This window comes from Cellulomonas alba, from assembly GCF_030362835.1.
Lineage (GTDB): Bacteria > Actinomycetota > Actinomycetes > Actinomycetales > Cellulomonadaceae > Cellulomonas > Cellulomonas alba.
Window position 1 is genome coordinate 148,190 of sequence record NZ_JAUCGQ010000001.1, and the last position, 17,924, is coordinate 166,113.

The window sequence follows — 17,924 nt, forward strand, 5'->3', positions numbered from 1 at the left end:
CACCCCGAAGGCGCAGGTCAGGCGATGTGCAGCAGGGTCTCCACCCGATGACCGGCGAGCCGGTCCCGGCCGCGGAGGGCGTCGAGCTCGACGAGGAACGACAACCCGACGACGTGCGCCTTGCAGTGCTCGAACAACGCGACCGTCGCCGCGGCTGTTCCTCCCGTGGCGAGGACGTCGTCGATGACGAGCACGCGCGCGCCCTCGGGCACGGTGAACGGGTGCAGCTCGACCGTCGCCTCCCCGTACTCGAGCGCGTAGCTCTCCGACGCGGTCGGTCCGGGCAGCTTGCCGGCCTTCCGCACCGGCACGAGCCCTGCGCCGAGCGCCAGGGCGACGGGCGCCGCGAGCAGGAACCCGCGCGCCTCCATGCCGGCGACGAGGTCGACCGGCCCGTCGACGCTCGATGCGATCGCCTCGACGACGGCCGCGAACGCCGGACCGTCGGCGAGCAGCGGCGTGATGTCGCGGAACAGGATCCCGGGCGAGGGGTAGTCCGGCACGAGCCGGACGAGGCCCTCGATGCGGGCGACGAGCTCGTCGCGTGCGTCGGGGACGCCCGAAGGCGTCCCCGACGACGCGGTGGGGTGCGTCATCGCGTGGGCTTGCGCCGCTTCGGCTGCGCGCCCTGACCCTGGTGCGAGCCCGGCCGGAGCTGGCCCGCCGAGTGGGTGACGCCCGCGAGCTCGACCTGCGAGACGTCGTCGCCCGCGGGGCGTGCGGCGCGCGCCGTGAGCACCTTGCGGGTGTGCGCCGAGATCGCCGTCTCGCGCTCGCGCAGCGACACCTCGAGGGGCGTCGCCAGGAAGATCGACGAGAACGTGCCGACGAGCATGCCGACGAACAGCGCGAGCGCGATGTCCCGCAGCGTGCCCGTGCCGAGCACGAACGCGCCGACGAACAGGATCGCCGCGACCGGCAGCAGCGCCACGACCGACGTGTTGATCGACCGCACGAGCGTCTGGTTGACCGCGAGGTTCGCCTTCTCGGCGTACGTGAACCGCGTCTGGTCGAGCGTGTCCGCCGTGTTCTCGCGGACCTTGTCGAACACCACGACGGTGTCGTACATCGAGTACCCGAGGATCGTCAGGAAGCCGATCACCGTCGCCGGCGTGACCTCCCAGCCGACCGCGGCGTAGATGCCGACCGTGATGATCAGGTCGTGGAACAGGGCGATGAGGCCCGCGACCGCCATCCGCCAGTTGCGGAAGTAGATCGTCATGACCGCGGTCACGAAGATCAGGAACACGATGATGCCGGTGACGGCCTTCTTCGTGATGTCCGCACCCCAGGTGGGGCCGATGTACTCGGCGCTGACCTTGCTGTCGTCGACGTCGAACGCCGTCTTCAGCGCGTCCTTGACCTGCTGGACCTGGTCGGCCGTCAGCTGCGAGGTCTGGATCCGCAGGCCGGACTTGCCGACCGTCGTCACCTCGGGTGCCTCGCCGGGGGCGATGCTCTGCACGGTGTCGACCGCGAGCTGCTGGTCCGGGTTCGCGGTCGACGCGATGTCGAACTCCTGGCCGCCGCGGAACTCGATGCCCGGGTTGAGGCCGGGCTTGATGAGGAACACCACGGAGAGCACGACCAGGACGGCCGAGATGGCGTACCAGATGCGACGGCGGCCGACGATCGCGTACGACCGGCGCCCCGTGTAGAGGTCGTTGCCCCACTGGGCGAAGCCCTGCGCCATCAGTGCTCACTCCCGTCGGTGCGTCCGGCCTCGGGCTCGGACTGCTGAGGCTCGTCCGCGGTCGCCTTGGCGGCCGCCGCCTTCGCGGCGGCGCGGCGCTCGGCGATCGTCATGCCGGGCGTGCCGACCGGGACGGGCTCGCGCGCCGGCGCCGGCTCGTCCGCCGCGACCTCGGTGGCCGCCGGTGCGGTGCTCGCCGCCGTGACGACGCGGCCGCGGCCGGCGTACCGGGCGGTCGTGACGCCGAGGCGGCGCGGGTCGAGGCCCGACCAGCGGTGACCGCCACCGAAGTAGCGCGTGCCGCTGAGCAGCTGCATGACGGGGTGCGTGAAGAGGAACACGACCACGACGTCGATCACGGTGGTGAGGCCGAGCGTGAACGCGAAGCCGCGCACGCTGCCGACCGCGAGGAAGTACAGCACGACGGCCGCGATCAGGTTCACGGTGTCGGACGCCAGGATCGTGCGGCGCGCGCGCTCCCAGCCCCGGTCGACGGACGCGGGCAGCGTCCGGCCCTCCCGCAGCTCGTCACGGATGCGCTCGAAGTACACGATGAACGAGTCCGCGGTGATGCCGATGGCCACGATCAGACCGGCGACACCCGCGAGCGAGAGCCGGTAGCCCTGGATCCAGGACAGGATCGTGATGACGCCGTAGGTGAGGATCGACGCGACGACCAGCGAGCCGACCGTCAGCGACGAGAGGGCGCGGTACTGGAGCATCGAGTAGAGCACCACGAGCACGAGGCCGATCGCGCCGGCGATGAGGCCCTTCTGCAGCTGGTCGGTGCCGAGCGTCGCCGAGATCTGCTCCTCGCTCTGCACCTGGAACTGGATCGGCAGCGAGCCGAAGTTCAGCTGGTTGGCGAGCGTCGCGGCCGAGTCCCGCGTGAACGAGCCCGAGATCTGCGCGCGGCCGTCGGGGATGATCACGCTGACGGACGGCGCCGAGATGACGTTGCCGTCGAGGACGAACGCGAACTGGTTCAGCGGGCTCGTCTGCGACTTGAGCCGCTCGGTGATGTCCGCGAACTGCTTGGCGCCCTTGCTGTTGAAGGTGACGTCCACGACCCAGTCGGAACCGGTACCGCCGCCGGGCAGCGTGTTGAGGCCCGAGGCCGCGCTCTTGACGTCCTTGCCCTCGATCTCGACCGGGCCGAGCACGTACTTCGCCTGGCCCTGCTGGTCGCAGGTGACGAACGCCTTGTCAGGGTCGCCCATGTCGCCGCCGCCGCGGTTCTTCACGTCCGTGCAGTCGAGCTTCTCGAACTGCTGCTGCACCTCGGGCGTGAGGTAGTAGCTCGCGTCGCTCGGGCTCGAGGGCGCTGCCGGGGCGGTCGCCGTCGGCGCGGGCGTCGGGTCAGCGGCCTTCGCGTACTTCTGCGACGCGGTCGCCTCCGGCGTCGGCGTCGGCGTGGCGGCGGGCGTCGCGGCGTCGGTGGCCGACGGAGTCGGCTCCGTGCTCACGGCCGGCCCGGCCTCGAGCAGCACCGGGCGCATCTGCATCTGCGCCGACGTGCGGACGAGGTCCAGCGTCGCCTCGCTCGGGTGCCCGGGCAGCGCGACGACGATGTTGTTCGACCCCTGCGCCGAGATCTGCGCCTCCGCGACACCCGAGGCGTCGATGCGCTGGCGGATCACGTCGATCGCCTGGTTGATCGTGTTCGACGTGATCTTGCCGGTCGTCGCGTCGGTCGCCTTCGGCGTGAGGATGATCTGCGTACCACCCTCGAGGTCGAGCGCCAGCTTCGGCGTCCAGGACGCCTTGCCGGTGGCGACGCCGACGGCGAGCACGCCGTAGATGATCGCGATGAGCACGCCGAGCGCCGCGAGCGTGCGCCAGGGCCTCGAGCGGCGGGTGGGAGGGGCCAACGGAAGTCTTCTCTCGTGCGCGCACCGACCGCGGTGCGGTCGGTGGGGTCCAGGACCCGGGCGTCGTCACCCGGGTCGGGTGGTGGTCCTAGTTCTTGCCGTCCTCGTCGTCGTCCTTGCGCGGCGGCAGCGACGACAGGTCGTCGGGGACGTCGATCACCTCGTCGTTCGCGCGCTGGATCCGCTCGGCCTCGGCGATGGCCGGGTCGACCGCGGTGGAGCCCGCCTCGATCTCGTCGGCCTCGACCGGCGGCTCGATCTTCTTGGCGATGGCCGCCCGCAGCCAACGGGTCTGCTGGCCGGGGGTGGACTCGAGCGTCACGACGTCGCCCTCGACGTCGACGACCGTGCCGAACAGCCCGGAGCCGGTCATGACCTCGTCGCCCGCCACCAGGTTGTTGCGGAACTCGTTCGCCGCGGCCTGCGTCTTGCGCTGGCGGCTCGACATGAGCCAGAGGCCGCCGACGGCGAGGACGAGGATGATCAGGAAGGTGGCATCCATGAGGGGGTGCTGCTCCGGTCTGTCGTGGGTGTCCGCCGCAGTCTAGGCGCAGCGGCTGGACGCTCCAACGCCCGGCCCCCACGCCGGGTTCCCGACCACGGCGTCTCAGCCGAAGAGGGTACCGGCCTCACGAGGTGCCTCGAGACCGAGGTGCGCCCAGGCCGCAGGGAGTGCGACCCGTCCACGCGGCGTCCGGCCCACCAGCCCCTCGCGGACCAGAAACGGTTCAGCGACCGTCTCGACCGTCTCGGGCTCCTCGCCGACGGCCACGGCAAGCGTCGTCAGGCCCACCGGTCCCCCGCCGAACCGCGTGCACAGCGCAGTCAGCACGGCGCGGTCGAGCCGGTCCAGGCCGCGGACGTCGACCTCGTACACGTCGAGCGCAGCGCGTGCGGCGGCGAGCGTCAGCCGGCCGTCCCCGCGCACCTCGGCCCAGTCGCGCACGCGTCGCAGCAGGCGGTTCGCGATGCGCGGCGTGCCCCGCGACCGCGACGCGATCTCGTGCGCCGCGCGGTGCTCGAGCGGCACGTCGAGCAGGCGAGCCGAGCGGAGAAGCACGCGCTCGAGCTCGTCGTCGGCGTAGAAGTCGAGGTGGCCGGTGAAGCCGAACCGGTCGCGCAGCGGCGCGGGCAGGAGGCCCGCGCGCGTCGTCGCGCCGACCACGGTGAACGGCGGGAGCGCGAGCGGGATCGCGCTCGCGCCGGCGCCCTTGCCCACGACGACGTCGACGCGGAAGTCCTCCATCGCCACGTACAGCAGCTCCTCCGCCGGGCGCGCCAGCCGGTGGATCTCGTCGAGGAACAGGACCTCGCCCTCCTCGAGGGACGACAGCACCGCGGCGAGGTCACCCGCGTGCTGGATCGCCGGGCCGCTCGTGACCCGCAGCGAGGCGCCGAGCTCGGCGGCGATGATCATCGCGAGCGTCGTCTTGCCCAGGCCGGGCGGCCCCGAGAGCAGCACGTGGTCGGGGGCGCGGCCACGCGCCTTGGCGGCCTGGAGCACGAGCGACAGCTGGTCGCGCACCACGCGCTGGCCGACGAACTCGTCGAGGTTGCGCGGGCGCAATGCGGCCTCCGCTGCGCGCTCGAGGTCGTCGGCGCCCGGCCGGACGAGCGAGTCGGCCGCGAACCGCTCGGTGACGAGCTCCTCGTCCTCGTGCGCGTGACGCTCAGACACGCGCGCCGCCGAGTGTCCGCAGCGCGGCCCGCAGCACGCCGGCCACCTCGTCGGCGCCGACCGGCTCGAGCGAGCCGTCGAGCACCGTCGTGACGGCGTCGGTCGCCGCCTTGGCCGTCCAGCCCAGGCCGACGAGCGCCTCGACGACCTGCTCGCGGCGGTCGCCCGGTGCCGTCGCGGGAGCCGCCGACGCGGGCGCCGTGCCGACGGGGGCGCCGAGCCGGTCGCCCAGCTCGAGGACGATGCGCTGTGCGCCCTTGTGGCCGATTCCCGGGACACGCTTCAGCGCCGCGAGGTCCTCCGTCGCGACCGCGCGGCGCAGACCGTCGGGCGTGTGCACCGCGAGCATGGCGAGGGCAAGCCGCGGGCCGACGCCGCTGACCGTCTGCAGGATCTCGAAGACGTCGCGCTCGTCGGCGTCGGCGAAGCCGAACAGCGTGAGCGCGTCCTCGCGCACGACGAGCGACGTCGAGAGCCGCGCCGGAGCGCCGACCCGCAGGCCGGCGAGCGTCGTGGGCGTCGCGTTGACCAGGAGCCCGACGCCGCCGACCTCGACGACCGCAGCGTCGAGCCGCACCGCCAGCACCGTCCCGTTGACCGACGCGATCACCCGACTGCTCCTCTTCTCGGCGACGTTCCGTGCGCAACTTCGTGCGCCATTCCGTGCGCCAACCCGTGCGGCCCCTCCGTGCGTCCCCGCATCCGCGGACGCCGCCGACTCTGCCACACCGGCGCGAACACGTGTACGAACGACACGCGCGTCAGCGGCGCCGGGCCGCCTGCTCGGCCGCGGCCCACGCGCGCTGCGCGGGCGTCATGCTGCCCGGGGCGCGCTGCGGAGCGCCGAGTGCGCCGGCTGGCCGCCACAGGTGGCAGACGGCGAGCGCGAGCGCGTCGGCCGCGTCCCACGGGTGCGGCAGCTCGTCCAGCTGCAGCAGCCGCGCGACCATCGCCTGAACCTGCGCCTTGCCTGCCCGTCCGTTGCCCGTGACGGCGGCCTTGACCTCGCTCGGGGTGTGCATCGCGACCGGGATGCGCCGGCGGGCGGCGGCCACCATCGCGATGCCGGCGACCTGGGCCGTGCCCATGACCGTGCTGACGTTGTGCTGCGCGAACACGCGCTCGACGGCGACCGTGTCGGGCGCGTGCTCCTCGAGCCACTCCTCGATCGTCCGCTCGATGGCCAGCAGGCGCTGGTCCGCGTCGAGCTCGGGCTCCGACCGGGCGACGCCCACAGCGACGTACCGCAGCCGCCGGCCCGGCAGTCCGTCGACCACGCCGAGCCCGCACCGGGTCAGGCCCGGGTCGACGCCGAGCACCCGCATGCCCGTCATGCTCGCACCGCCGGGCCCGGGGCGCCGGGACGACACCCCGGCGGGGACGGCGGACGGGCCCGCCCCCGAGGGGACGGGCCCGTCCGTCGACGCGCGACTCACTCGTCGTCGAGCTGCGCCATGACCTCGTCGGACGCGTCGAAGTTCGCGAACACGTTCTGCACGTCGTCACTGTCCTCGAGGGCGTCGATGAGGCGCAGGATCTTGCGCGCGCCCTCGACGTCGACCTCGATCTGCGTCGACGGCCACCACACGACGTCGGCGGAGTCGTAGTCGATGCCGGCCTGCTGCAGCGACGTGCGCACGGGCACGAGATCGGTCGCCTCGCTCAGCACCTCGAAGGACTCGCCGAGGTCGTTGACCTCCTCGCCGCCCGCGTCGAGCACGGCCTCCATCACGGAGTCCTCGTCGGTGCCGTCCTTCGGCACCACGACGACGCCCTTGCGGCTGAAGATGTAGGCGACGGAGCCCGGGTCGGCCATCTGGCCGCCGTTGCGCGTGAACGCGACGCGCACGTCGGACGCGGCGCGGTTGCGGTTGTCCGTCAGGCACTCGACCAGCACCGCGACGCCGCCGGGGCCGTAGCCCTCGTAGGTGATCGACTGGTAGTCCGCCCCGCCGGCCTCCTGGCCGGAGCCGCGCTTGACGGCGCGGTCGATGTTGTCGTTGGGGACCGACGACTTCTTCGCCTTCTGGATGGCGTCGAACAGCGTCGGGTTGCCCGCCGGGTCACCGCCGCCGGTGCGCGCCGCGACCTCGATGTTCTTGATGAGCTTCGCGAAGAGCTTGCCGCGCTTCGCGTCGATCACGGCCTTCTTGTGCTTCGTGGTGGCCCACTTGGAGTGACCCGACATCGACTCTGCTACTCCTTCGTCACCGCTGATGCCCTGCAGCCGCCGCCGCGCCGGCGCGGCTCACAGACTCTCGCGGACGATCCGTCCGAACAGCTCGTGCACCCGCACGTCGCCCGTCACCTCGGGGTGGAACGACGTCACCAGCAACGGTCCCTGGCGCACCGCCACAATCCTACCGGCGGCCGGACCGCTCTCCACGCGGCCGACGACCCTCGCCGCCGGCCCGACCTCCTCGACCCAGGGCGCACGGATGAACACGGCGTGCAGCGGCTCGTCGATCCCGTCGATGGTCAGGTCCGTCTCGAACGAGTCCACCTGGCGGCCGAACGCGTTGCGGCGGACCGTCACGTCGACTCCGCCGAGGGTCTGCTGGCCGTCGATGCCGTCGAGCACGCGGTCGGCGAGCAGGATCATGCCGGCGCACGAGCCGTAGGCCGGCATGCCCGCGCGGAGCCGCGCCTGCACCGGCCCGAACAGGTCGAACGCGCGCAGCAGCTTGTCGATCGTCGTGGACTCGCCGCCCGGGATGACGAGCGCCTCGACCGCGTCGAGCTCGCGCTCGCGCCGCACGGGCACGCCGCGCAGGCCGACGGTCTCGAGGGCGTGCAGGTGCTCGCGCACGTCGCCCTGGAGGGCGAGGACACCGACGGTGGGGGTGGCTGTCACGGCGTCCGATCCTAGGTGCCCGCTGGTTACGCTCCGACGATGACCCCGGATGCCGAGACCGGCCACCCGCACGCGCCCGCCGCCGCGACCGTCCGCGCGGTGCACGACGAGCTCGACGAGCGCGCCGCGCGCCTCGACGCCGAGCACGCGCAGACCGACCTCCGGCACCGGTTCCTGCTCCCGGAGGGGCTCGTGCACCTCGACGGCAACTCCCTGGGCGCGCTGCCTGCGGCCGTGCCGCCGGTGCTGCGGCGCGTCGTGCAGGAGGAGTGGGGTCGCGACCTCATCGACTCGTGGAACACGGCCGGCTGGTGGGACGCGCCCGGACGCGTCGGCGACGCGATCGGCGCCGTCGTCGGCGCCGGACCCGGGCAGGTCGTCGCGGGCGACACGACGACGCTGCGGCTCTACCAGGCGCTGCGCGCCGCTGCCGTGCTGCGCCCCGAGGCCCGCGTCCTCGTCACGGACCCGGGCTCGTTCCCGACCGACCTGTACGTCGCGCACGGCGTCGCCGCCGAGGTCGGCTGGCGCGTCGAGCTCGCCGACCCCGACGCCATGCCCGTCCTGCTCGCCGACCTGACGGCCCGCGGTGAGCGCGTCGCAGCACTGGCGTTCTCGCACGTCGACTACTGGACGGGCCGGGCGTGGGACCTCCCCGGGCTCGTGCGCGCCGCCCACGACGCGGGCGCTCTGGCGGTGGCGGACCTGTGCCACTCCGCGGGCGCGATGCCCGTCGGTCTCGACGAGCACGACGTCGACCTGGCCGTCGGGTGCGGCTACAAGTACCTCAACGGCGGGCCGGGCGCCCCTGCGTACCTCTACGTCGCGCGCCGCCACCAGCCGCAGTTCGTGAACCCGGTGCCCGGCTGGCACGGCCATGCCGACCCGTTCGCGATGGCCGGCGAGTACGCGCCTGCCGACGGTGTGGACCGCGCACGGACCGGGACGCCGCCGCTCCTGTCGCTGCTCGCGCTCGAGGCCGCGCTCACCGCGCTCGACGGCGTCGATGCCGACGCGGTGCGGGAGCGGTCGCTCTCGCTGACGGCCTTCCTGCGCGAGTGCCTGGAGTCGCTCGTGCCGGGGGTCGACGTGGTCACGCCGCGCGACGACGAGCGACGCGGCTCGCAGCTCTCGCTGCGGCACGAGCACGCCTACGGGGTCGTCCGCGCGCTCGCCGAGCGACGCGTCGTCGGCGACTTCCGCGCGCCCGACATCGTGCGCCTCGGCGTCGCGGCGCCGTACCTGACGCACGCCGACATGGTCACGGCGGCGCGCGCCTACGCCGCGGTGCTCGCCGACGAGGAGCACCTCGACCCGCGGCACGAGCGGCGCTCGACCGTCACCTGACGGCTGGCTCGCCGGCCGCGACGGGTCCCGGGCCCGGCCTTACTCCCTCGCGAGCCCGAGGTGGCGCGTCGTGCCGTCCCACGCGGGGAGCAGCGACGCCACGAGCGCGTGCAGGTTCTCGGGGAAGACCTCGATGTCGACGCGCTCCAGGTCGTCGAGCGACCACCAGCGCAGCTCGTCGATCACGTCGAGCTCGATCGGCGTCCAGCCCGCGCGGTCCGTGCCGGCGAACGCGGCCGCAGGCACGCGCGCGAGGAACAGCTCCTCGTCCTGGCGGCAGTGCGCGGCGTAGAAGTCGAAGATCGCGGACCGCGTGAACACGGGCCCCACGAGCTCGGAGACGGCGAGCGCGATGCCCGTCTCCTCGCGGAGCTCGCGCACGGCGGCGTGGGCCGCGTCCTCGCCGTCGTCGATGCCGCCGCCGACGGTGAACCACCAGCTGCGCTCGGGCTGGTCGACGTCGTGCCCGCGCATCAGCAGCACGCGGTCGTCCTCGTCGAGCAGGATCACGCGCGCCGCGCGCCGGAACAGCAGGCCGTCCGGGCCGGGCTGCCACTCGGGACCGAGCGCGTGCACCGGTCCCCCGCCGTCCTCGTGCGCACGCGGTACCGAGACGGCCGAGGCCGCGAACCCCGTGGCGGGGTCCGCGGCCTCGTGCTGCGCGTGGGAGTCGGTCACCAGCCGCGCTCGGCCAGGCGGTGCGGCACCGGCACGTCGTCGACGTTGATGCCGACCATCGCCTCGCCGAGGCCGCGCGAGACCTTGGCGATCACGTCCGGGTCGTCGAAGAACGTCGTCGCCTTGACGATCGCCGCCGCGCGCTCCGCCGGGTTGCCCGACTTGAAGATGCCCGAGCCGACGAAGACGCCCTCGGCGCCGAGCTGCATCATCATCGCCGCGTCCGCCGGGGTCGCGATGCCGCCCGCGGTGAACAGGACGACGGGGAGCTTGCCCGCCCGCGCGACCTCCTTGACGAGGTCGTACGGCGCCTGGAGCTCCTTCGCCGCGAGGAACAGCTCGTCCTCCGGGAGCGACGTCAGGCGGCGGATCTCGTCGCGCAGCGTGCGCATGTGGGTCGTCGCGTTCGAGACGTCGCCCGTGCCCGCCTCGCCCTTCGAGCGGATCATCGCCGCGCCCTCGGTGATGCGGCGCAGGGCCTCGCCGAGGTTCGTCGCGCCGCACACGAAAGGCACCGTGAACGCCCACTTGTCGATGTGGTGGCTGTAGTCGGCGGGCGTCAGCACCTCGGACTCGTCGACGTAGTCGACGCCCAGGCTCTGCAGCACCTGCGCCTCGACGAAGTGGCCGATGCGCGCCTTCGCCATGACGGGGATCGAGACGGCCTCGATGATGCCGTCGATCAGGTCGGGGTCGCTCATGCGCGCCACGCCGCCCTGCGCGCGGATGTCGGCGGGGACCCGCTCGAGCGCCATGACGGCCACGGCGCCCGCGTCCTCGGCGATCTTCGCCTGCTCCGCCGTGACGACGTCCATGATGACGCCGCCCTTGAGCATCTCCGCCATGCCGCGCTTGACGCGAGCGGTGCCGACCTGGCCGGCGGCCTCGTGCGTCGTGGTGGCGGGCTGGCTGTTCTCGCTGGTCACGTCAGGCCTCACAGGTAGCAGCGGGTGGTTTCTGATCATCGTAATGCGTGGTCGGCGGCCGACCGGAGCGCGTTTCAGCGCAGCTCGTCGGCCTCGTCCTCGGCCCGCGCGAGCGTGCGCGCACCGGGCCGGTCGAGGTTCTCGGGCCACGCGTCGTCGAGCTCGAGCGTGCGCGGCTCGGGGGCGCGGCCGGCGAGCCTCAGCGTCCGGACGAACAGCCCGCGCCGGACCGCCTGGGTCTGCGCGACGGCCTCGTTGTGGAACCGGCGCGCGAGCTGCACCCGGTACCAGGCGGAGCTCAGGCCCGCCAGCAGCTCGTCGCCCGTCGGGTCCTCGAGCAGCGCCGCGACCTCGTCCGCGTCGTCGAGCACCTCGCGCAGCGTCGCGGAGAGCTCGCTCTCGATGCGCTCCCGGTCGGGCATGCCGGCGGGCGTGTGCCACTCGCCGACGTCGTTGGTCGCACCGTCCGTGACGAGCAGGTCGGCGAGGTCGGCCGGCAGGACGACCGTCGACGCGGCGCTCGAGCCGCCCACCGCGAGGGCGGCCCACGACGCCTCGCCCAGCAGCACCGAGCTCGCGGGGTCGAGCAGGCCGCTCGTCGCGAGCTCGGCGGCGACCGTGGCGCGCCGCACGAGCTGCGCGTCGACCACGGCGCGCGACGCGCCGACCTTGCGGTGCAGCCGGTCGAGACGCGACGCGGCGACCCACACCCACCAGACGACGAGGGCGAGCCCGACGACGACCCAGAACGACACCTCCGACCACGTCATCGGCCGTTCCCCCGGTGCCTGAGCTCGAGCAGGCGAGCCCCGCGCAGCGACGACGGGTCCTCGCCCACGGGGGCGTCGCGCCCGGCGACCACCATCTCGTACACGGCCGTGACCTGGTCGGTGACGGCGGACCAGTCGTACTGGCGCACCGACCCGCGGGCGTGCTCCTCGACGCGCGCGCGCAGCGCGTCGTCGCGCAGCACCTCGACGAGCCGGCGGCCCAGGTCGGCGCTGTCCCCCGTGGCGAAGAGCACCCCGGAGGCGCCGTCGTCGAGCACGCGCGAGAACGCGCCGAGGTCGCTCGCGACGACCGTGGTGCCCGCGCTCATCGCCTCGACCAGCACGATGCCGAAGCTCTCGCCGCCGGTCTGCGGCGCGACGTACGCGTCGACGGACGTGAGCAGCCGCGCCTTGTCCTCGTCGGACACGCCGCCCAGGAACTCGACCGCGCCCGCGCGGTCCCCCAGGATCTCGGCCGCCTGCTGCGGACCGCTCTCGCCGCGACCCGCGACGAGGAACCGCGCGCCCGGGATGGCGTCGAGCACGGCCGGGACCGCACCGAGCAGGACCCCGAGGCCCTTGCGCGGCTCGTCGAGCCGGCCGAGGAACGCGATCGTCGGCGCCTCGGGCGTCCCCGTCCAGCGCGGGTCCGCCGTCGCGTCGGCGAACGCGTCGACGTACACGCCGTTCGGGATGACGACGGCGTCGCCGCCCATGTGCTCGACGAGCGTGCGTCGCGCGTCCTCCGAGACGGCGATCCGCGCCGAGATCTTCTCGAGCGACTGCCGGACCAGCGGGTACGCGAGCTGCAGCGACCGCGAGCGGATCAGCGCGGTGTGGAACGTGGCGACGACCGGCCCGTCGGCGATCCAGAGCGCGAGCATCGACAGGCTCGGCGTCACGGGCTCGTGCAGGTGGAGGACGTCGAACTCGCCCGCGGCGAGCCACTTGCGTACGCGCGCCGCGGTGAGCGGGCCGAACGTCAGCCGCGCGACCGCGCCGTTGTACCGGACCGGCACCGCGCGACCGGCGGCTGTCAGGTACGGCGGCACGGGCGTGTCGTCGTCCGCCGGCGCGAGCACCGAGACCGAGTGGCCCCGCGCGAGGAGCGCCTCCGCGAGGTCGCGCACGTGGAACTGGACGCCGCCCGGGACGTCGAACGAGTACGGGCAGACGATGCCGACGCGGAGCGCGCGCTCGGGCGGGCGGGGCGTCATGCCCGCTCCGCGGCGGCGTCCGGCGCGAGCGGTGCCGCCGGTGCACCGGCGCCGGTCGCCGACTCACGGGCGAGGGTCGCCGCGTACCGCTCGGCGTCGAGGTCCTCGACGAACACCTTCTGGAGCATGTGCCAGTCCTGCGGCCGACGGTGGATGCCGTCCGCGAGCTGGTCGACCCAGGCCTGCGTCGCGACGCGCACCCGCTCGGCGCGCGGCACGCCGTCGGGAACGGCGACGGCGGGCGAGAACTCGAGGACGAGACCCCACGGGCTCCCCGCGGCGCGGCGCGCCGCGCCCCGGAGCCGTTCGTGGTGGATCCATGTCGTGACCAGGGGCGCGCCCGTGGTGACCGCGAGGGCCGCCGGGCCGGCCGCGACGCGCGCCCGGTGCCCGAAGAGGTCGACCTCGACACCGCGCGCGGTGAGGTCGCGGTCCGCCAGCAGCGGCAGGACACCGGGGCCGGTGCGGGCCGTGCGCACGAGCTCGCGGAACACGTCGCCGTCGCCGAGCGCGATGATCCGCATGCCGACGCCCTCCCGGAACCGCAGGAACTCCTGGAAGAGCTCCTCGGGCTTGAGCCGCTCGGCGACCGTGGTGACGTGGCTGAGGTGCCGCTCGGCCCACGCACCGGCGAGGTCCCAGTTCCCGCAGTGGCCGAGCGCGAGGATCACCTGGCGTCCCTCCACGAGGTGCACGTCGACGTTCTCGCGCCCGACGGCACGGACGCGGGCGTCGATGCGCTCGTGCGACCACGTGGAGAGCGCGAACGCCTCGCCGAAGTACCGCATGTACGAGCGCATGCCCGCCCGCGACAGGCGCCGGACCGCGCGCCCGTCGAGCTCGGGCCGGACGCGGGCGAGGTTCTTCTCGAGCTGTCGCACCCCGCCACGGCGCAGCAGCCACGTCACGTCGGCCGCGACGTTGCCCGCGAACCGCAGCACCGGCCCCGGCACGTGACCGGCCACTCGCCACGCCGTCGCGTACGCCCGGGCGACGTCGACCTTCACTCGGCAGCCCCGACGGCCTGGCGGTGCACCTTGGCCATGCGCTGCACGATCGTCACGGCCGACGCCACGCACAGCAGCGCGAGCACCACCGTCAGCACGACCCGCGGCACGCCGAGCCCCACGATGCCCGTCGCCGTCAGCGCGATGAACAGCCGGTCCGCGCGCTCCGCGATGCCGCCCGACGCCGTCATGCCCAGGCCCTCGGCGCGGGCACGGGCGTAGGGCACGATCGAGCCCAGCACCAGGCACGCCAGCGCGAGCATCGCCGTGAGCCGGTCGTCGCCGCCCGCCGTGTACCAGAGCACCAGGCCCGCGAAGATCGCGCCGTCGCCGAACCGGTCGAGCGTCGAGTCGAGGAACGCGCCCCACGGGCCGGACCGCCCGGCCTGGCGGGCCATCACGCCGTCGAGCGAGTCCGTGAGCGCGAAGATCGCGATGATCAGCGTGCCGAGGAACAGGTGGCCCGTCGGGTACGCCCACAGCGCGGTCACGACGACGACGAGCGTGCCCGTGATCGTCACGGCGTCGGGCGAGACGCCCGCCTTCAGCAGGGCCGCGGCCACCGGGGTGAAGATGCGCGTCATCGCACCCCGCAGTCGGTTCAGCACTCGCCGATCATCCCTTCGATCCGGCCTGGGGCCGCGCAGGCCACGCGGCCGCCAGCCGGCTCCGCGTGTCGCCGAGCAGCTCGGGCAGTGCCCGGCTGCGGCCCACGATGGGCAGGAAGTTCGAGTCGCCGCCCCAGCGCGGCACCACGTGCTGGTGCAGGTGCGCCGCGATCCCGGCGCCCGCGACCTCGCCCTGGTTCATCCCCAGGTTGAAGCCGTGCGGCGCGGAGACCTCGCGCGTCACGCGCATCGCCGTGCGGGTCAGCTCGGCGACCTCCGCCACCTCGTCGTCCGTGAGCTCGGTGTAGTCCGCGACGTGCCGGTACGGGCACACCAGGACGTGCCCCGAGTTGTACGGGTAGAGGTTCATGACGACGTAGGCCACGCGCCCGCGCGCGACGATCAGCCCCTCCTCGTCGGGCAGCGACGGGATGTGGCAGAACGGGCACCCCGCGCCCGACTCCGGGTCCCGCGGCTTGCCCTCGCCGCCGATGTACGCCATGCGGTGCGGCGTCCAGAGGCGCTCGAACCCGTCGGGCACGCCGGCGAACGCCGCCGCCGGCTCGACCGCGGGCACGGTGGGGCGCTCGTCGTCGGGATCGGCCACGGGTCAGACCTGCGAGCGCTCGCGCACCGCGGTGACGATCCGCTCGACCGCCTCGTCGACGGGCACGCCGTTGTCCTGGCGACCGTCGCGATAGCGGAAGGAGACGGCACCGGCAGCCTGGTCCTCGCCGCCCGCGATGAGCACGAACGGCACCTTCTGCGTGCTCGCGTTGCGGATCTTCTTGCCGAACCGGTCGTCGCTCGTGTCGAGCTCCGCGCGGATGCCCTGCGTGCGCAGCCGGTCCACGACCTCCTGCAGGTACGGCTCGAACGGCTCGGCCACGGGGACCGCCACGACCTGGACGGGCGCGAGCCACGCCGGGAAGGCCCCCGCGTAGTGCTCGAGCAGGATCGCGAAGAACCGCTCGATGGACCCGAAGAGCGCGCGGTGGATCATGACGGGCCGCTGGCGCGTGCCGTCTGCCGCCGTGTACTCGAGCTCGAACAGCTCGGGCTCGAAGAAGTCGAGCTGGATGGTCGACAGCTGCCAGGTGCGCCCGATCGCGTCCTTGGCCTGGACCGAGATCTTCGGGCCGTAGAACGCCGCGCCGCCCGGGTCGTCGACGAGCTGCAGGCCCGACTCGGTCGCGACCTCGCGCAGCGTCTCGGTCGCCTCGTGCCAGGTCGCGTCGTCGCCCACCGACTTCTCGGGGTCGCGCGTCGACAGCTCGAGGTAGAAGTCGTTGAGCCCGTAGTCGCGCAGCAGGTCGAGCACGAACGTGAGCAGGCTCGAGAGCTCGTCGCGCATCTGCTCGCGCGTCGTGTAGATGTGCGCGTCGTCCTGCGTGAAGCCACGCGCCCGGGTCAGACCGTGCACGACGCCCGACTTCTCGTAGCGGTAGACCGTGCCGAACTCGAACAGGCGCAGCGGCAGCTCGCGGTAGGACCGCCCGCGCGCCGCGAACACGAGGTTGTGCATCGGGCAGTTCATGGGCTTCAGGTAGTAGTCCTGGCCCTCGCGCTTGATCGTGCCGTCCTCGTGGTACTCCGCGTCGAGCTTCATCGGCGGGTACATGCCGTCGGCGTACCACTCGAGGTGGCGGCTGGTCTGGAACAGCTTCGCCTTGGTGATGTGCGGGCTGTTGACGAACGAGTACCCCGCCTCGACGTGCCGACGGCGCGAGTACTCCTCCATCTCCATGCGGATGATGCCGCCCTTGGGGTGGAACACCGCGAGACCCGAGCCGATCTCGTCCGGGAACGAGAACAGGTCGAGCTCCGTCCCGAGGCGGCGGTGGTCGCGGCGCTCGGCCTCGGCGAGCCGGTCCATGTACGCCTTGAGCTCGTCCTTGGTGGGCCACGCGGTCCCGTAGACGCGCTGGAGCTGCGGGTTCTTCTCGCTCCCCCGCCAGTACGCGGCCGCCGAGCGGGTCAGCTGGAAGCCGTTGCCGATCAGGCGGGTGCTCGGCAGGTGCGGCCCACGGCACAGGTCCTGCCAGACGACCTGCTCGCTCTCGCGGCCGGCGCCGCGCACGTTCTGGTAGATCGACAGCCCGCCGAGGCCGACCTCGACCGACGCGCCCTCGCCCGCGCCGGGGTCACCCTTGAGGCCGATGAGCTCGAGCTTGTACGGCTCGTCCTTCATCTCCTCGCGCGCCTCGTCCTCCGTGACGTCCCACCGGCGGAAGGTCTGGCCCTCCTTGACGATGCGGCCCATGACCTTCTCGATCGCGCGCAGGTCGTCCGGCGTGAACGGGGTGTCGACGTCGAAGTCGTAGTAGAAGCCGTCGGTGATGGGCGGCCCGATGCCGAGCTTCGCGGTCGGGTTGATCTCCTGGACCGCCTGCGCGAGGACGTGCGCGGCCGAGTGGCGCAGCACGGAGAGGCCGTCGGGCGAGTCGATCGTCACGGCCTCGACGACCTGCGCGCCCTCGGGGATCGGCCGGTACAGGTCGCGCAGCTCGCCGTCGACGCGCACGACGACGACGTCCTTGCGGCCGGCGAACAGGTCGGCGCCCGTCGTCGTGCCGGGCTCCACCGTGGTCGCGACTCCGTCGACGGTCAGGGCGGTGAGCTCGGGCACGGCAGTGGCCTCCTCGGCTGTGGGACGCCCACCGACGCGGCGGGCGACCTCGATGCTACCGGCGCGACCGCCGCGACCAGCGCGGCGGCGGCCCGCCGACGACGAGGACGCGGGCGGGCCGGAGGCGGTCCGACCCGCCACGCACCGGGCGAACGGCTCGCCCGACCGCGCTGCCGTCAGCCCGGCGCGTCCTCGAGGTAGACGAGCGCGTTCCCGTCCGGGTCGTCGAACGCGAACATCGGCGGTGCGTAGGCCTCGCGGATCACCGCCTGATGGGGTGCGGTTCCCGCGGACGTGAGGCGTGCGTGCGCCTCGTCCGCGTCGCTCGTGCCGAGCCGCAGCGCGACCGGGATGCCGCTCTCCCTCGTCACGAGCGCGATGCCGACGGTGGAACCTGGCGGCACGACCTCGACCCACCGACCGCCGGGGAACACCTCCACGTCGGTGCGCAGTTCGCACCCGAGGACGTCGACGTAGTACGCGAGCGCCGCGTCCTGGTCGGTCACCTCGACGGACACGCTGATCACCCTCGTCGTCCTGGCCATCGCCGACTCCCCTCGCCGTGCGCGCCCGAACGGGCGTGCTGCCCCTAGACGGTCGAGGATGGCGCGTATCGACACCGCACGACAGCGGGTTCGGCGACCGC

19 protein-coding genes are annotated in these 17,924 nt (G+C 73.4%); 1 reads left to right on the plus strand and 18 read right to left on the minus strand.

Going from position 1 to position 17,924, the window contains the following annotated elements; translation table 11 throughout:
- Positions 1 to 17: 17 nt before the first annotated feature.
- From QRT04_RS00695 to pdxT, 9 genes are all read right to left on the minus strand, one after another.
- Positions 18 to 596 (minus strand): adenine phosphoribosyltransferase, encoded by a 579-nt coding sequence (locus tag QRT04_RS00695; RefSeq protein WP_289452961.1) that lies wholly within the window; start codon positions 594 to 596, stop codon positions 18 to 20.
- On the minus strand, positions 593 to 1,693 hold the full coding sequence (secF, locus tag QRT04_RS00700; RefSeq protein ID WP_289452962.1) for a protein translocase subunit SecF: 1,101 nt from the start codon (positions 1,691 to 1,693) through the stop codon (positions 593 to 595). Before secF ends, QRT04_RS00695 begins: the two co-directional genes overlap by 4 nt.
- On the minus strand, positions 1,693 to 3,564 hold the full coding sequence (gene secD, locus QRT04_RS00705; RefSeq protein ID WP_289452963.1) for a protein translocase subunit SecD: 1,872 nt from the start codon (positions 3,562 to 3,564) through the stop codon (positions 1,693 to 1,695). Before secD ends, secF begins: the two co-directional genes overlap by 1 nt.
- A gap of 88 nt (positions 3,565 to 3,652) precedes the next feature.
- On the minus strand, positions 3,653 to 4,066 hold the full coding sequence (yajC, locus tag QRT04_RS00710; RefSeq protein ID WP_289452964.1) for a preprotein translocase subunit YajC: 414 nt from the start codon (positions 4,064 to 4,066) through the stop codon (positions 3,653 to 3,655).
- 105 nt (positions 4,067 to 4,171) lie between these two features.
- Complete coding sequence (ruvB, locus tag QRT04_RS00715) at positions 4,172 to 5,242, minus strand: Holliday junction branch migration DNA helicase RuvB (RefSeq protein WP_289452965.1); 1,071 nt, start codon at positions 5,240 to 5,242, stop codon at positions 4,172 to 4,174.
- Entirely contained in the window at positions 5,235 to 5,852 is a 618-nt protein-coding gene (gene ruvA / locus QRT04_RS00720) for a Holliday junction branch migration protein RuvA (RefSeq protein ID WP_289452966.1), read from the minus strand. Before ruvA ends, ruvB begins: the two co-directional genes overlap by 8 nt.
- A 151-nt stretch (positions 5,853 to 6,003) precedes the next feature.
- The gene (gene ruvC, locus QRT04_RS00725; RefSeq protein WP_289455669.1) at positions 6,004 to 6,567 is read right to left on the minus strand and encodes a crossover junction endodeoxyribonuclease RuvC; all 564 of its coding nucleotides are present in this window, start codon (positions 6,565 to 6,567) and stop codon (positions 6,004 to 6,006) included.
- Positions 6,568 to 6,674: 107 nt separating this feature from the next.
- Positions 6,675 to 7,430: a YebC/PmpR family DNA-binding transcriptional regulator gene (locus tag QRT04_RS00730; RefSeq protein WP_289452967.1), complete on the minus strand. Its 756-nt coding sequence runs from the start codon at positions 7,428 to 7,430 to the stop codon at positions 6,675 to 6,677.
- 60 nt (positions 7,431 to 7,490) lie between these two features.
- Positions 7,491 to 8,096, minus strand: a complete 606-nt coding sequence (gene pdxT, locus QRT04_RS00735) for a pyridoxal 5'-phosphate synthase glutaminase subunit PdxT (RefSeq protein ID WP_289452968.1) — start codon at positions 8,094 to 8,096, stop codon at positions 7,491 to 7,493.
- Between the two features lie 39 nt (positions 8,097 to 8,135).
- Here pdxT and QRT04_RS00740 point away from each other — a divergent pair, with 39 nt between their 5' ends.
- Entirely contained in the window at positions 8,136 to 9,443 is a 1,308-nt protein-coding gene (locus QRT04_RS00740) for an aminotransferase class V-fold PLP-dependent enzyme (protein WP_289452969.1), read from the plus strand.
- Between the two features lie 39 nt (positions 9,444 to 9,482).
- Here QRT04_RS00740 and QRT04_RS00745 read toward each other — a convergent pair whose 3' ends face one another.
- From QRT04_RS00745 to QRT04_RS00785, 9 genes are all read right to left on the minus strand, one after another.
- Positions 9,483 to 10,121, minus strand: a complete 639-nt coding sequence (locus tag QRT04_RS00745) for an NUDIX hydrolase (protein WP_407653519.1) — start codon at positions 10,119 to 10,121, stop codon at positions 9,483 to 9,485.
- Complete coding sequence (gene pdxS, locus QRT04_RS00750; RefSeq protein ID WP_407653520.1) at positions 10,118 to 11,086, minus strand: pyridoxal 5'-phosphate synthase lyase subunit PdxS; 969 nt, start codon at positions 11,084 to 11,086, stop codon at positions 10,118 to 10,120. The genes QRT04_RS00745 and pdxS overlap by 4 nt, the downstream gene beginning before the upstream one ends.
- A 35-nt stretch (positions 11,087 to 11,121) precedes the next feature.
- Positions 11,122 to 11,817 (minus strand): hypothetical protein, encoded by a 696-nt coding sequence (locus tag QRT04_RS00755; RefSeq protein ID WP_289452971.1) that lies wholly within the window; start codon positions 11,815 to 11,817, stop codon positions 11,122 to 11,124.
- The gene (locus QRT04_RS00760; RefSeq protein ID WP_289452972.1) at positions 11,814 to 13,034 is read right to left on the minus strand and encodes a glycosyltransferase family 4 protein; all 1,221 of its coding nucleotides are present in this window, start codon (positions 13,032 to 13,034) and stop codon (positions 11,814 to 11,816) included. The genes QRT04_RS00755 and QRT04_RS00760 overlap by 4 nt, the downstream gene beginning before the upstream one ends.
- Positions 13,031 to 14,041, minus strand: a complete 1,011-nt coding sequence (locus QRT04_RS00765) for a phosphatidylinositol mannoside acyltransferase (protein WP_289452973.1) — start codon at positions 14,039 to 14,041, stop codon at positions 13,031 to 13,033. Before QRT04_RS00765 ends, QRT04_RS00760 begins: the two co-directional genes overlap by 4 nt.
- The gene (pgsA, locus tag QRT04_RS00770; RefSeq protein WP_289452974.1) at positions 14,038 to 14,649 is read right to left on the minus strand and encodes a phosphatidylinositol phosphate synthase; all 612 of its coding nucleotides are present in this window, start codon (positions 14,647 to 14,649) and stop codon (positions 14,038 to 14,040) included. Before pgsA ends, QRT04_RS00765 begins: the two co-directional genes overlap by 4 nt.
- A 7-nt stretch (positions 14,650 to 14,656) precedes the next feature.
- The gene (locus tag QRT04_RS00775) at positions 14,657 to 15,256 is read right to left on the minus strand and encodes an HIT family protein (RefSeq protein WP_289452975.1); all 600 of its coding nucleotides are present in this window, start codon (positions 15,254 to 15,256) and stop codon (positions 14,657 to 14,659) included.
- 3 nt (positions 15,257 to 15,259) lie between these two features.
- Complete coding sequence (gene thrS, locus QRT04_RS00780; RefSeq protein ID WP_289452976.1) at positions 15,260 to 17,278, minus strand: threonine--tRNA ligase; 2,019 nt, start codon at positions 17,276 to 17,278, stop codon at positions 15,260 to 15,262.
- Positions 17,279 to 17,454: 176 nt separating this feature from the next.
- Complete coding sequence (locus QRT04_RS00785) at positions 17,455 to 17,796, minus strand: VOC family protein (RefSeq protein WP_289452977.1); 342 nt, start codon at positions 17,794 to 17,796, stop codon at positions 17,455 to 17,457.
- Between the last annotated feature and the right edge of the window lie 128 nt (positions 17,797 to 17,924).

Excerpts from the sequence above, each read along its gene's own strand:
- QRT04_RS00695 (WP_289452961.1), bottom strand. The coding sequence starts at position 596 with ATGACGCACCCCACCGCGTCGTCGGGGACGCCTTCGGGCGTCCCCGAC.
- secF (WP_289452962.1), bottom strand. The coding sequence starts at position 1,693 with ATGGCGCAGGGCTTCGCCCAGTGGGGCAACGACCTCTACACGGGGCGC.
- yajC (WP_289452964.1), bottom strand. The coding sequence starts at position 4,066 with ATGGATGCCACCTTCCTGATCATCCTCGTCCTCGCCGTCGGCGGCCTC.
- ruvC (WP_289455669.1), bottom strand. The coding sequence starts at position 6,567 with ATGCGGGTGCTCGGCGTCGACCCGGGCCTGACCCGGTGCGGGCTCGGC.
- QRT04_RS00730 (WP_289452967.1), bottom strand. The coding sequence starts at position 7,430 with ATGTCGGGTCACTCCAAGTGGGCCACCACGAAGCACAAGAAGGCCGTG.
- QRT04_RS00740 (WP_289452969.1), top strand. The coding sequence starts at position 8,136 with ATGACCCCGGATGCCGAGACCGGCCACCCGCACGCGCCCGCCGCCGCG.
- pdxS (WP_407653520.1), bottom strand. The coding sequence starts at position 11,086 with ATGATCAGAAACCACCCGCTGCTACCTGTGAGGCCTGACGTGACCAGC.
- QRT04_RS00755 (WP_289452971.1), bottom strand. The coding sequence starts at position 11,817 with ATGACGTGGTCGGAGGTGTCGTTCTGGGTCGTCGTCGGGCTCGCCCTC.
- QRT04_RS00760 (WP_289452972.1), bottom strand. The coding sequence starts at position 13,034 with ATGACGCCCCGCCCGCCCGAGCGCGCGCTCCGCGTCGGCATCGTCTGC.